This window comes from Microbacterium thalli (assembly GCF_028737325.1).
Lineage (GTDB): Bacteria > Actinomycetota > Actinomycetes > Actinomycetales > Microbacteriaceae > Microbacterium > Microbacterium thalli.
In genome coordinates this window covers 589680-602063 of sequence record NZ_JAQZCH010000001.1, presented here as the reverse complement: position 1 = coordinate 602063, position 12384 = coordinate 589680, and the positions used below count along the sequence as shown (strand labels likewise).

Below are 12384 nucleotides of genomic sequence, written 5' to 3'. Positions count from 1 at the left end.
CGAGAGGAGATCACCATGACTGACGACGCCACCACCGTGATCCGCAACGACGAGAAGAACCGCTACGACCTCCACGTCGGTGATGTGGCCGCCGGCTTCGCCGCCTTCGAGCGCGACGACCAGGGCCGCCTGGTGTTCGACCACACCGTCGTCGACAAGGCCTTCGGCGGACGCGGCCTCGGCAAGGCCCTCGCCGCTGAAGCGCTCGCCGACGTCGCCCGCCGCGGCGAGACCGTCGTGCCGGAGTGCCCGTTCATCGTCAAGTTCCTTCGCGAGAACGAGGTCGCCGGACTCCGCGTCGACTGGCGCGACGAGGATGCCGCCGACGCGGCCTCGGCGCAGCCGTCGGCGTGACCCGCTTCGACGCCGAGACGGCGCCCGTCGACGAGGACCCCGGGGCGGCGGCCCCGGGTCCGCGTCGGGTGCTGCTCGAGGCGCGGGAGGTGCCGCTGGGCGGTGTGCGCGCCATGTCGGTGCACCGCTTCCTCCCCCAGCGCGATCTGCCGCTCGTGGGCGCGTGGTGCTTCCTCGACCGGTTCGGACCGCAGCGCACGCGGATGCGGGTCGAGCCCCATCCGCACATCGGCCTGCAGACGGTGACCTGGCCTCTCGCCGGCGAGGTGCACCATCGTGACACGCTCGGCAGCGATGTCGTGATCGAGCGCGGCGCGCTCAACATCATGACCAGCGGCGCGGGGATCGCGCACTCGGAGTACTCGGTGGGCGACGATCCCATCCCCCTCGATGCGCTGCAGCTGTGGGTCGCCCTCCCCGAGGATCGGCGCCACGGACCCGCCGACTTCGAGCGTCACGACGATCTGCCGGTGCTCGATCTCGGTGCCGGCGCGCAGGCGACGGTCGTCGTCGGCCAGCTGGCCGGCGCGGTCTCGCCCGCCACCGTGCACACCCCGATCGTGGGCGCCGAGATCCGGCTGCCCGCGGGAGCGATCGTCGACCTGCCGCTCGAGGCCGCGTGGGAGTACGCGATCGTCCCGGTCTTCGGCTCGGTCCGGGTGGACACGGATGCCGTCGCCCCGGGCGCTCTGCTCTATCTCGGTGACGGGCGCAGCGGCATCCGACTGTCGGCCTCGGAAGAGACGACGCTGTTCCTGCTGGGCGGCGAGCCGTTCGGCGACGAGATCGTGATGTGGTGGAACTTCGTCGGCCGCGACAACGCCGAGATCGAGGCCGCCCGCGAGGCGTGGGAAGCGGCATCCGACCGGTTCGGGCACGTGCCCGGGCACGGTGACGAGCGCATTCCCGCACCACCGCTGCCGCACGTGCGGCTCACCCCGCGGCGCCGGCGGCTCTAGCCGGCGTCGGTCAGACGAGCTCGGTGACGAGCTGTTCGATGCGCGCGCGGATGTCGTCGCGGATCGGACGCACCGCGTCGATGCCCTGCCCGGCGGGGTCGTCGAGCTTCCAGTCCTCGTAACGCTTGCCGGGGAAGAAGGGGCAGGCGTCGCCGCATCCCATCGTGATGACGACGTCGGATGCCTGCACCGCCTCGGTCGTGAGGACCTTGGGCTGTTCCGCCGTGATGTCGATGCCGACCTCGGCCATCGCCGCGACGGCGACGGGGTTGATCTGCTCGGCGGGCATGGATCCGGCGGAGCGGACCTCGATGCGGTCGCCCGCGATGTCGCGGAGGAATCCCGCGGCCATCTGCGAGCGTCCGGCGTTGTGGACGCAGACGAACAGGACGGAGGGCGTGGTGTCGGTCATGGTGGCTCCGGTCGACGGGTGAGGGACACGATACCGACTGCGGGTGACATCGGCGTCGACGACGACGGGGCGCCCGGACCGAAGTCCGAGCGCCCCGTCTCAGCGCGATCCGCGATCAGCCGATGATCACCAGAGCACCAGGAAGCCGCTCAGGCCGAGCGATCCTTCGACGGTGTCGCTGCCGCTGTAGGTCGCGACGACGACCTTGAGCCCGCGCGACTGACGCGGCAGCTCGATCCGCGCCGTGCCGTCGACGACCTCGGCACTGTAGCGGGTGGAGTTCACCCACACGTCGACGGTGCCCGTCGCCGCAGCGCCGCCGTTCGGGGTGACCCGCACCGACACGACGTACGGCTGCGAGGCCGTGCCGACGTACCGGTTGAGCGACACGGTCGTGGCCGAGGCGAACTTCACGAACACCTCGTTCGACACCGCGACGCCGGCCTGCGGGTTCCCCTCGGCGGTCGCGGTCACCCGCACCGACAGGGCCGCACCGACGTCGGCGCGCGTCACTTTGTAGGTCGCCGACGTGGCGCCCTCGATGGGCTGGCCGCCGCGCAGCCACTGGTAGGCGACCGAGACCTCGGCGGGGTCCCACTCGCCGGCGGTGGCCTTCAGCGTGCTGCCGACCTTCGCCGTGCCGGTGACCTCGGGGGCGACGACCGCGACCGGGGCGCCCTGACCCGACTCGACCTCGACGATCGTCCGGATGGACGAGTCGCCGTAGCGGACGACGCCGAGGTAGGTCTTCTCCGGCTCTAGTCCGGCCCACGACAGGGTGTACGTCGCGTCCTCGCCCTGCACCGTCGGCAGCGGGTTCGGCGTGGCCGTGAACTCTCCGGCCGAGGCGCCCGCGGCGACGACAGCCGTGGTCAGGTCGTAGGTGAACGGCTCGCTGAACGAGTACCGGTTGACCTTGACCAGGTAAGTGCCGGCGGTCGGGGTGGTGAGCGAGACCGACTCGTTGGCGGATGCCGTGGCCGACGACCACTGCTCGTAGTAGCGCCAGTCGTCGGGGCTGACCACGCGATACACCGTCATGTCGAGGTCGGTGGTCTCGGTCGCGGCGGTCTCGACCGCGAACCGGGCGTACTCGGTGCCCTCGGGCACCTCGACGACCTCGTACCTGTTGAAGCCGGCTTCGCCCTCGTCGGAGAACGAGTCCTGGTCACCGGAGTGACCGGGCACCTCGGGGAAGTCCGGACTCACGCGCAGCTCCTGCGCGACCAGGCCCGACAGTCCGAGGTCGAGCTCGCCCGTCAGCGACGGGGCGACGGTGACGTCGACACTGCCGGTGGTGCCGGTTCCCTGTACCGTGGCGGGCGCGTCGACGGGGACCGGGAACACCGCGATGGGCGAGCGGACCTCGTTGACGCCGCCGGTCCAGGTGAGGAAGCCGGTGGCCCACGCGCTCATCGGCGCGTCGGTGCGGGCGAGAGTGATCTCGACCGTGGCCGATTCGCCCGCCGCCAGCGTCACCGACGACGGCGACACCTGCACGTCGACGCCCGGGACGGACGCCTGCGCCTCGTAGGTGCCGGCCGTGGTGGCCGTGATGGTGCGGGTGACCGTCTGCGGGGCACCCAGCGCACCGATGCCGATGGACGGCAGGTTCAGGTCGCTGGGGTCGATCGGGTCGACGCCGAAGTCGCGCAGGCCGAGCCCCTGCAGGTACGCGGCCCAGTCGGCCGGTCCGTTCAGGTACAGCAGCCCCGGCTCGAAGTACTTCGTCGGATCGGTGTGACCGGCGCCCTGGGTGAAGGGATCGGTGACGGGGTCGCCGGACGCGTCGACGGTGTCGTAGGCGGTGGTCATCATCGCCGACTTCACCTCGGCCGGGGTCGCCTGCGGCCGCTCGCCGAGGTAGAGGGCGGCGAGGCCGGCGACGTGCGGCGACGACATGGAGGTGCCGGAGAGGATGCCGAAGGTCGGGTCCTCGTCGACGCCGTTCTCGGTGGCCGCGAGGATCGCGACGCCGGGAGCGGTGATGTCGGGCTTGATGACGTCGCTGCCGTCGGCGAGCATCGGGCCGCGGCTCGAGAAGCCGGCCACCTGGGGCACGGGGGTCTCGATGCCGGTGACGTTCTCGCCGATCAAGGTGACGACGCGGTCGGCACCGCCCTGCACGTACGACAGCACGGCGGCGCGGGCTGTGTCGGGGACGTGCACGGTGGGGACGCTGTGGAAGTCGTTGTCGAGCGACGCCGGCGTGACGTTGGTGAGGATCATGCCGATACCGCCGGCCTCCGCGACGGCCTGCGACTTCTCGGTGCGCGCGTTAGAGCCGCGGTCGCAGACCACGATCTTGCCCGTGACCTCGGCCGGGTCGAGCGAGCCGAGCAGGCAGAGGTTGGGCGTCTCGGCGCCGGCGAGACCGGCGTCACCGGCGAACACCGACGGACCCGTGAGGGTCTCGCCGAACCCGACCGACACCGAGGTACCCGCGAACTGGGCCGCAGCGGTGTCGGTCTCTTCGCCCAGCCGGACGGTGCCCTCCCACGTCGGGATGGTGGATGCCGCGACCGTGGCGTACCAGGGCGACGCGTGGTCGGCCGTGACGGGATCGGGTCCCGAGTTGCCGGCGCTCGTGGCCACGAAGACACCCGCGGCTGCGGCGTTGAAGAACGAGATGTCCTCGGGCGCGAGCACGGTCGTGGCCGAGCCGCCGCCGATGGAGTAGTTGATGACATCGACGCCGTCGGCCACCGCCTGGTCGATGGCGCTCAGCAGGTCGCTCAGCGCGCAGATGTCGTCGGTCGTGACCAGCGGGTCGGGACCCACGAAGCACGCCTTGTACGAGGCGACCTTCGCGGCGGGGGCGACGCCCGAGATCGAACCGAAGTCGACGCCCTCGACGCTCGCCTCGACGCCGTTGTTGCCGGCGGCGGTGCTCGCGGTGTGCGAGCCGTGGCCGTCGCCGTCACGCGGCGAGAGGTAGTCGGCGTCGAACGAGAATCCGTTCGCGGCGGCGCCGTCGCCGAAGTAGTGCGCGGCGATGAGCTTCGTGTTCAGCAGCGACGGGTCCCAGGCATCCTTCGTGCCGGCGCCCTGGTCGACGACGGTGCTGCGGAACTCGCCGCCATCCGCCCGCGTGAAGACGACGTCGTCGCCGTCGCGGTACGGCTGGTCGCCGGCCCCGGTGCCGAGTTCCTCTCCCGCGAACGACGGGTTCTCGGGCGCGATGCCGGTGTCGACGACACCCACGACGACGCCTTCGCCGGCCGCATCGATGCCGCCGACGTCATCCCAGACTCCGCCCGCTCCCTCGAGACCGAGGAACTCCGTCGAGGGCACGGCGTCGACGTGACGCACCTCATCGGGGAAGACGCCGAGCACGCCCTTGGTCGAGGCGAGCTTGCCCGCCTGTTCCTGGGTCAGCTGCGCCGAGAAGCCGTTGAGGGTGGTCTGGTACGTGGCGTCGGGCTGCGCACCGACCTCCTGCGCGACCTCCTCTTGACGCTGCTCGAGGAAGCCGGAGTAGTCGGTGACCGCGCGCGACTGCGCGTCGAGACGTTCGCCCTCGTCGGGCTTTGTCGGTGCGAGTCCGGCCTCACCGCCGTCGTAAGTGGCGACGGGGGCCTCGTCGAGCAGGACGATGTAGCGTCCGTTCTCGCTCGTGACCGGAACCGGGATGTTCACCCCCTCTCCCGTGACAGCGAAGGATGCCGTTGCGGCAGAGCTCGTGAACAGGGCGGCCAGGGAAACGGCCGCGACTGTCCGCAGGGTGGTGCGAACCATGTGCGCTCCAGTGGGGGGATGGATGAGCAGCCCGCGCGGCGTCATCGGCGCACGGTGAGGAAACCGTAGCTCACAGGTCGCCCACAGGGAACCCTGAGCCGGCATTCAGGTCCGGATACGCAGCGATTTTTCCCGGGACGCACCGCGGAGGCGGCGCGGACGCGGTCCCATAGGCTGGTCGGGTGGCCCCGGCATCCCGTCTCTCGACGCGCGTTCTGCTCGTCTGTGCGGCGATCGGCGTCGCCACGGGTCTGGTGGGCGGCATCGAAGGCTGGCTGGCCGCCCCCGTCGTCGCGGCCGTGCCGATTCTGTACGGGTTCGTGCTCGGCGTGCACGTGCTGCCCGGCATCATCGCGCAAGAGACCCTGCGCCTGCCCTGGGTCGCCCTCGTCTCGCACCTGATCGCCGCGCTGGCGTCATCGGCCGTCGCGCCGCCCTACACTTTCCGCTTCCTCGGCACGGCTCTGCTGTTCGGCGCGCTGCAAGAGGGCGTCGCCGCGCTCGTGCGCTATCGCTCGTGGGCGCCGTGGCGCTTCTTCGTCTCAGCGGTCGTGATCGGCGTGGTCGTCGCGATGGCGGTGTTCTTCATCGCAGACCTCGGCGCTCTGCCGCTGTGGGCGCAGATCGTCTACCTCGCCCTCGCGGTGCTCGGCCCGGTCGTGTGGACCGCCATCGGGCTGGGCGTCGGCGTCGGCCTGCGTCGCGCCGGCGTCGCGCGCCGCTGACGGAGACTCAGCGCCCCCGGGTGCCGCGCGTCTCCTCCCGCCGGGCGCCGATGGCTCAGCCCACCGGCGCGCCGCGCATGCCGCCGATAGAGGTCTGAGGGCAGCACGATCGTGCCACGGCCTCGCTCGCGGCTGATGAGCCGGTCTTGAACGAAGTTGGTCGAGCGCCTGACCGGACGACGCTTCGAAACACACCGTAGATCTCTTGCAGCGATTGCTATCTCGACTGGCTCGTGACCCACCGTCAGCCCCTCAGTCAGGCCGATCCCCACCTCACTTGCTTATATGGGTATATGATGCGTGGCATGGCCCGTGCAGCGACGACATCGGACGTCTTCAATGCGATCGCGGAACCGCAGCGGCGTGAGATTCTGACGCTCCTGCGTACCGGCGACCGTCCCGCAGGGGAGGTGGCTCGGGAGCTCGGGCTGACCCAGCCCGGCACTTCGAAGCACCTGCGGGTGCTGCGCGAGGTCGGGCTGGTGCGTCACCGCACGGCCGGCAAGCAGCGGGTGTACGGCCTGGATGCGAGAGGGCTTCGGCCGGTCCACGAGTGGACCGGCGGCTTCGAAGAGTTCTGGAACGAGAGCCTCGGCCGCCTGGACGCGTACGTGCGGCGGCTCGTCGGGGACGATGCGCGGCCTGCCAGTGGGCTCACGGAGGAGGAGCAATGACCGATACGAGCGACCGCGAGATCGTGGTCGCTCGTGTGATCGCCGCCCCGCGTGAGCGGGTGTTCGAAGCCTTCACCGAGGTGCGGCACCTCTCGCAGTGGTGGGGACCGGAGGGGTTCACGACCACGACGCGATCGTTCGTCTTCGCGGTCGGCGGGGTGTGGGAGTTCACCATGCGGGGCCCTGACGGCGTCGAATACCCCGAATGGATCGTCTGGGAGGAAATCGCCCGTCCTGAGCGCATCACGCTGCTGCACGGTGAACACGAAGGAGATCCGAACGCCTTCACGACCGTCCTGTCGTTCACGACCGACGGCGCGGCGACGCGGGTGGAGTTGCGCACTCTGTTCCCCAGGAAAGCCCTGCGCGACGAGGCGGCCGAGAAGTATCACGCCGTCGAGGGCGGGAACCAGACCCTCGCGGGCCTCGATGCGTACGTCACTGCTGCCGCATCATGACCAGGAACATGGACAACACGATGACCGACACCACCTGCCACATGTCCATGTCACTCGACGGGTACGTCGCCGGCCCCGAGCAAAGCCGCGACGACGGCCTCGGCGTCCGGGGCCAGGAGCTGCATCCCTGGCACATGGGCGATCCGCGGGCGAACGACGCCGACCGCATCGCTCACTCTTGGCTCATGCGTCCCCGCGGCGCCTATGTGATGGGACGCAACATGTTCGGGCCTGTCCGCGGGGAGTGGGACGAGCCTTGGCGAGGGTGGTGGGGCGCCGAGCCGCCGTACCACGCGCCCGTTTTCGTGCTTACGCACTACCCGCACAAGCCGATCGAGATGGCCGGCGGCACGATCTTCCACTTCGTGGCCGAGGGTTTCGACGCCGCCTACGCGCAGGCCCTCGCCGCCGCCGACGGCAGGGGCGTCGACATCGCTGGCGGAGCATCCACCGTCCGCCAAGCACTCGCGGCCGACGTCATCGACGAGCTGGTCCTCGATATCGCCCCGGTTCTCCTCGGAGCCGGCGAACGCCTCTTCGACGGGGTCGGCGCCTTCGGGTTCGAGCCCGTCGAGGCACTGCACTCCCCACTGGCAACCCACATTCGATACCGCCGCGCCACGCACTGACGCGACACGGCGGCTGGTCGACCTGGCCGGTGCCATGGGGGTATCGGCGGTGCCGCTTCCACAGTGCGCCACGGGCCAAACGACCGCGGAACGTCACGCCACGCTGCTCCCACCTGACCACCAACGGTCGTCTCGAAACCATCCCGTGAGGTGTCGCGAATGACGGAGACTCAGCGCCCCCGGGTGCCGCGGGGTTGCTGCCGCCGGAAATACGACTCCAGCACCGCGTTGTCGTCGTAGCCGAGCGGCATCGCGGCGACCTCGCTGCGGGAGAACAGCGCGATGGCCTGCCCCTCCGTGAGATCGATCTCGGCGGGGTCGACGTCGCGGTGCAGCGCGAAGGTCGTCTCATGGCCGTAGGAACGGGTCTCCGCCCCGACCAGCTCGAGAGCCTCGGGGGCGACGGTGAGTCCCAGCTCCTCCCGCAGCTCACGCGCCGCGCACTCTCGCGCCCCCTCGCCCGCGTCGCGCATCCCGCCCGGGATGCACCAGGTGTTCGGGTAGGGGATCTCCGGCTTGTCGTCACGCAACTGCAGCAGCACGCGCCCGTCGCTGTGCTGCACGATCACCTGAACTCCCGCGGCCTCGCCCATGCGCTCGAGCCTAGGCACACCGGGCGACAGCCCCGACCCGGACCGGCGAAGTTAGGCTCCGCTAAGCTGGAACGGCCCGATCCGATCCGAGGACGCCCGTGACTTCCGCCGCATCCGGGGCGGCCACGGCGGGAACGCCCGTCGTCGCACACACGCCCCCGCCCCTGCTCGCCGTGGGCGAGCTCGCGGTGACCTACGAGGGCTCGGATGCCGCGGCGACGCGCGGGGCGACGTTCACGATCTCGCCGGGCGAGGTGGTTCTCCTGCTCGGTCCCAGCGGTTCGGGCAAGTCGACCGTGGCCCTGACGACGAACGGGCTGATCCCCCAGGCCATCCCCGCAACGGTCGAGGGCTCGGTGCGCGTCTCGGGCGATGACGCCGCGGTGACGCCGATCCCGCGGCTGAGCACACGCGTCGGCATGGTCTTCCAGGATCCCGATGCGCAGCTCGTGACGGGCACCCTGCTCGACGAAGTCGCCTTCGGTCCCGAGAACCTGCGGCTGCCGGTCGACGAGGTGCTCGCGCGGTCCGAGCGGGCGCTGCGACGCATGGGCCTGTGGGAGCGGCGGCACGAGAATCCCGACCGCCTGTCGGGTGGGGGTCGCCAGCGCCTGGCGATCGCCTGCGCGCTCGCGATCGACGCGCCGCTGCTCGTGCTCGACGAACCGACCGCCAACCTCGACCCCGAGGGCATCGAGGACGTCTACGCCGCCCTCGCCGAGATCGCGGCGGCCGGCGACCGGGCGATCCTGCTCGTCGAGCACAACCTCGACGCCGCGATCCGCTTCACCGACCGGGTGGTGGCGCTCGACCACGACGGGCGCACGATCGCCGACGGACCCGCCGATACTGTCCTCCGCGAGCGCGCGGCCGAACTGCACGAGACCGGCGTATGGCTGCCGGTCGCGACGCTCGCGGCTCTGCGGCTGCGCGCAGCCGGGTACGGCCTCGACCCGCTTCCGCTCACACCGGAAGAGCTGCGTGCGGGCCTCGAGGCAGCGGCATCCCGGGACGAGGATCGGACGGGGGCGCCATCGTCGGAGACATCCGCTCATCACGTCCGAGCTTCGCGACATTCTCCGGCGCACGCCCCAGCCCCGACGCACGCCCCGGCGCCGACGCGGCCGGACACGACCGCGGTGACGGTGCGGGGTCTCACGCTGCGGCGAGGCCGCGCGACCGTGCTGCACGACGTCGATCTCGTGGTCGACGCGGGCGAGTTCGTCGCGATCGTCGGAGCCAACGGCGCCGGCAAGACCAGCCTCATCCAAGCGATCGCCGGGATCGTCCCGGCCCCCCGCGGACGCATCGACGTCAGCGGGCTCGACCCCCGCCGCGCCGACGCCCGCGCCCTGGCCCGCCGCATCGGCTTCGTGTTCCAGAACCCCGAGCACCAGTTCGTCGCCCCGACGGTCTTCGACGAGCTCGCCCACGGCCTGCGCCGTCAGCGCCTGTCCGACGACGAGGTGCACGATCGGGTCGACGGGATGCTGCAGCGCTTCGGTCTCGCCGCTCACGCGCAGCGGCATCCGTTCCTGCTCTCGGGTGGGCAGAAGCGCCGCCTGTCTGTCGGCACCGCGCTCATCGCGGGAGCACCGATCCTCGCCCTCGACGAACCGACGTTCGGGCAGGACCGGGCGCGCGCCGACGAGCTGCTGCACCTGCTGCGCGACCTCAACGCCGCAGGGACGACGATCCTCGTCGTCACCCACGACATGCAGCTCGTGAGCGAGTACGCCGACCGCTGCGTCGTCGTCGGCGCGGGGCGCATCGTCGCCGACGGGGCCGCGTCCGAGATCCTCGGCGACGAGCAGCTGTTGCGCTCCGCGGCGCTGCGGATGCCGCCGCTCAAGCGTGCCCTGCACGACCTCGATGCCCTGCCCGAGCTGTCGGGAATCGCCCGGTTGTCCGACCTGCCCGGCGGGCCGCCGTGACCGCCGTGGTCGTCGACCCGTACGCCCCGGCCCCGCCGTCGCGCCGCTTCCTGTACCGACTGAACCCCCTCGCCAAGCTCGCCGCTCCGGTGCCGGCGATGCTCGCGCTGGTCTTCGCGCGCGACCTCACGACCCCCCTCGTGATGCTCGCGCTCGCCTACGCCGTGCTCATCGTCGGCGCGCGCTGGACCGCCCGGTCGGCGCTGCTGCTCCTTCTCGCTCTGCCCGCCGGCGCAGCCCTCCTCACCGCCGGCATGTCGCTGTGGGTCGATGCGGCGCGGGTGTCGGGCACCCCGGCGGTGCTGCAGATCGGCGACTGGACGCTGTACGCCGGCGCGCTGCAGATCGGCGCGGCCACCGGGCTGCGGCTCGGGGCGATCGCCGCGCTGGCGTTCATCGCCGGGCTCACCACGACCGGCCCCGACCTCGTGCGAGCCAGCGTTCAGCAGCTGCGTGTGCCGTACCGCGTCGGGTACACGGCACTCGCGGCCTTCCGGTTCGTGCCGCGATTCCGGTACGAGCTCGACCTGATCCGGCAGGCGCACCGGGTCCGCGGCGCACACGGCGGCCGCGGACCGTTCGCGGCGATGGCCCGCGGGAGCGGGTACGTCGTGCCGCTGCTCGCCGGTGCGATCCGTCACGCCGAGCGCGTCGCACTCGCCATGGACTCCCGCGCCTTCGGTGCGCACCCCGACCGCACCGAGCGGCACCTCGTGCCGTTCCGTCGCCGCGATGTCGTGTTCGTCGTGGCGTTCTGGCTCGTGTCGGGCGCGATCCTGATCGCTCTGTTCCCGTGGACGGCCTGAGCCGGTCCGGTGGCGATCAGGCCGTACGGGATGCCGCGAGCGTGCGCCCCGCGCTGACCGCTGCCTGCTCGGCGTTCGCACGCAGCTCGGCGGCCGCCTCGGTGAAGGCGTCGAGTGCGGGGTTGACCCCGACCAGGGTGAAGGGCCGGTGGACCACCGTCAGGTCGAGTCCCCACACGTCCTCGAAGACGCGGCGGAGCCAGCCGGTGGAGTGGTCCCACCCTTCCTTGGGGCTGCCGGGCTCGTAGTTGCCGCCGAGGACCGTGACCAGCGTCGCCGGCTTGCCACGCAGAGCCGTGCCCTGCGGGTCGATGCGCGGGTCGGTGTAGGCGAGGTCGAACCAGGTCTTGACGTGCTGCGAGACACCATAGTTGTAGAGCGGGATGGTGAAGAGCAGGGCGTCGGCGTCGATGAGCTCGTCGGCCAGCTGCTGCCGCAGGGCGATCGCGCTGCGCTGGCCGTCGCTGTGCTGCTCGGCGGGGGTGAAGCCCGCCGTCACGGCATCGCGCCAGGCCGTCGCGGGAACCGGATCGGCGGCGATATCGCGGCGCACGACGGTGCTCGCGGGATGAGCGGCGAGCCATTCGGCCTCGACGAGGTCACCGAGCTCGCGGCTGGCAGAGGTGGCGGGGAGGATGCTGGCATCCAGGCGGAACAGGGTCATTCGCTTCTCCGATCAGAGGGGCTATGAAAAACAAAGCGGCTTCGGGAACGCTAGCACACGTACGATGGAGGCATGTCCGACATCCACGACGCGCGACGCTGCGACGCCGCGGTGTCGCACGCGTTCTCGGTCCTCGGCAAGCGCTGGAACGGGATGATCGTCGATGTGCTCGGGCAGGGCGAGCTCTCGTTCGTCGGCCTCCGTCGCGCGGTTGCCGGCATCAGCGATGCCGTGCTCTCCGACCGTCTCACCGAACTCTCCGAGGTGGGGCTGGTGGTGCGCCGGGTCGAGCCCGGCCCGCCCGTCGCGGTCACCTATGCCCTGACGGATGCCGGTTCGCGCCTCGTGCCGATCCTCAGCCAGCTCGGCGAATGGGCCGACGGCAACCTCACCCGCCGCTGACCAGCACGCGGTACGGACGGCTCTCGCGCGGCGAGC

The 12384-nt window shown here is 71.2% G+C and carries 13 protein-coding genes; 9 read left to right on the top strand and 4 right to left on the bottom strand.

What is annotated here, in order from left to right:
* Nucleotides 1-15 precede the first annotated feature (15 nt).
* Nucleotides 16-354 (top strand): GNAT family N-acetyltransferase, encoded by a 339-nt coding sequence (locus PUW82_RS03095; protein WP_274220874.1) that lies wholly within the window; start codon nt 16-18, stop codon nt 352-354.
* Nucleotides 351-1313, top strand: coding sequence for a pirin family protein (locus PUW82_RS03090; protein ID WP_274220873.1), 963 nt, complete (start codon nt 351-353; stop codon nt 1311-1313). The genes PUW82_RS03095 and PUW82_RS03090 overlap by 4 nt, the downstream gene beginning before the upstream one ends.
* A gap of 10 nt (nt 1314-1323) precedes the next feature.
* Here PUW82_RS03090 and PUW82_RS03085 read toward each other — a convergent pair whose 3' ends face one another.
* On the bottom strand, nt 1324-1725 hold the full coding sequence (locus PUW82_RS03085) for an arsenate reductase ArsC (RefSeq protein ID WP_274220872.1): 402 nt from the start codon (nt 1723-1725) through the stop codon (nt 1324-1326).
* 126 nt (nt 1726-1851) lie between these two features.
* Entirely contained in the window at nt 1852-5463 is a 3612-nt protein-coding gene (locus PUW82_RS03080) for a S8 family serine peptidase (protein WP_274220871.1), read from the bottom strand.
* Between the two features lie 182 nt (nt 5464-5645).
* On the opposite strand from PUW82_RS03080, the gene PUW82_RS03075 reads away from it, so the two are divergent.
* The 4 genes from PUW82_RS03075 (at nt 5646) to PUW82_RS03060 (ending at nt 7949) form a co-directional block, all read left to right on the top strand.
* The gene (locus tag PUW82_RS03075) at nt 5646-6188 is read left to right on the top strand and encodes an ECF transporter S component (protein ID WP_274220870.1); all 543 of its coding nucleotides are present in this window, start codon (nt 5646-5648) and stop codon (nt 6186-6188) included.
* Between the two features lie 305 nt (nt 6189-6493).
* On the top strand, nt 6494-6862 hold the full coding sequence (locus PUW82_RS03070; RefSeq protein WP_274220869.1) for an ArsR/SmtB family transcription factor: 369 nt from the start codon (nt 6494-6496) through the stop codon (nt 6860-6862).
* Entirely contained in the window at nt 6859-7320 is a 462-nt protein-coding gene (locus tag PUW82_RS03065; protein ID WP_274220868.1) for an SRPBCC domain-containing protein, read from the top strand. The genes PUW82_RS03070 and PUW82_RS03065 overlap by 4 nt, the downstream gene beginning before the upstream one ends.
* A 20-nt stretch (nt 7321-7340) precedes the next feature.
* Nucleotides 7341-7949, top strand: a complete 609-nt coding sequence (locus PUW82_RS03060; protein WP_274220867.1) for a dihydrofolate reductase family protein — start codon at nt 7341-7343, stop codon at nt 7947-7949.
* A 170-nt stretch (nt 7950-8119) separates the two neighbouring features.
* On the opposite strand, the gene PUW82_RS03055 is transcribed toward PUW82_RS03060, so the two are convergent.
* The gene (locus tag PUW82_RS03055; protein WP_274220866.1) at nt 8120-8542 is read right to left on the bottom strand and encodes an NUDIX hydrolase; all 423 of its coding nucleotides are present in this window, start codon (nt 8540-8542) and stop codon (nt 8120-8122) included.
* A gap of 98 nt (nt 8543-8640) precedes the next feature.
* On the opposite strand from PUW82_RS03055, the gene PUW82_RS03050 reads away from it, so the two are divergent.
* Together PUW82_RS03050 and PUW82_RS03045 are read left to right on the top strand one after the other, a co-directional pair.
* Entirely contained in the window at nt 8641-10476 is a 1836-nt protein-coding gene (locus tag PUW82_RS03050; protein WP_274220865.1) for an ABC transporter ATP-binding protein, read from the top strand.
* Entirely contained in the window at nt 10473-11282 is an 810-nt protein-coding gene (locus tag PUW82_RS03045; RefSeq protein WP_274220864.1) for an energy-coupling factor transporter transmembrane component T, read from the top strand. The genes PUW82_RS03050 and PUW82_RS03045 overlap by 4 nt, the downstream gene beginning before the upstream one ends.
* A gap of 16 nt (nt 11283-11298) precedes the next feature.
* Here the strand turns inward: PUW82_RS03045 and PUW82_RS03040 are convergent, their stop codons facing one another.
* Nucleotides 11299-11946 (bottom strand): FMN-dependent NADH-azoreductase, encoded by a 648-nt coding sequence (locus PUW82_RS03040; protein ID WP_274220863.1) that lies wholly within the window; start codon nt 11944-11946, stop codon nt 11299-11301.
* Nucleotides 11947-12018: 72 nt separating this feature from the next.
* Between PUW82_RS03040 and PUW82_RS03035 the strand changes: the two genes are divergently transcribed.
* Complete coding sequence (locus tag PUW82_RS03035; protein WP_274220862.1) at nt 12019-12348, top strand: winged helix-turn-helix transcriptional regulator; 330 nt, start codon at nt 12019-12021, stop codon at nt 12346-12348.
* Nucleotides 12349-12384: the final 36 nt, after the last annotated feature.

Excerpts from the sequence above, each read along its gene's own strand:
- PUW82_RS03040 (WP_274220863.1), bottom strand. The coding sequence starts at position 11,946 with ATGACCCTGTTCCGCCTGGATGCCAGCATCCTCCCCGCCACCTCTGCC.
- PUW82_RS03095 (WP_274220874.1), top strand. The coding sequence starts at position 16 with ATGACTGACGACGCCACCACCGTGATCCGCAACGACGAGAAGAACCGC.
- PUW82_RS03035 (WP_274220862.1), top strand. The coding sequence starts at position 12,019 with ATGTCCGACATCCACGACGCGCGACGCTGCGACGCCGCGGTGTCGCAC.
- PUW82_RS03065 (WP_274220868.1), top strand. The coding sequence starts at position 6,859 with ATGACCGATACGAGCGACCGCGAGATCGTGGTCGCTCGTGTGATCGCC.
- PUW82_RS03085 (WP_274220872.1), bottom strand. The coding sequence starts at position 1,725 with ATGACCGACACCACGCCCTCCGTCCTGTTCGTCTGCGTCCACAACGCC.
- PUW82_RS03060 (WP_274220867.1), top strand. The coding sequence starts at position 7,341 with ATGACCGACACCACCTGCCACATGTCCATGTCACTCGACGGGTACGTC.
- PUW82_RS03070 (WP_274220869.1), top strand. The coding sequence starts at position 6,494 with ATGGCCCGTGCAGCGACGACATCGGACGTCTTCAATGCGATCGCGGAA.
- PUW82_RS03080 (WP_274220871.1), bottom strand. The coding sequence starts at position 5,463 with ATGGTTCGCACCACCCTGCGGACAGTCGCGGCCGTTTCCCTGGCCGCC.
- PUW82_RS03055 (WP_274220866.1), bottom strand. The coding sequence starts at position 8,542 with ATGGGCGAGGCCGCGGGAGTTCAGGTGATCGTGCAGCACAGCGACGGG.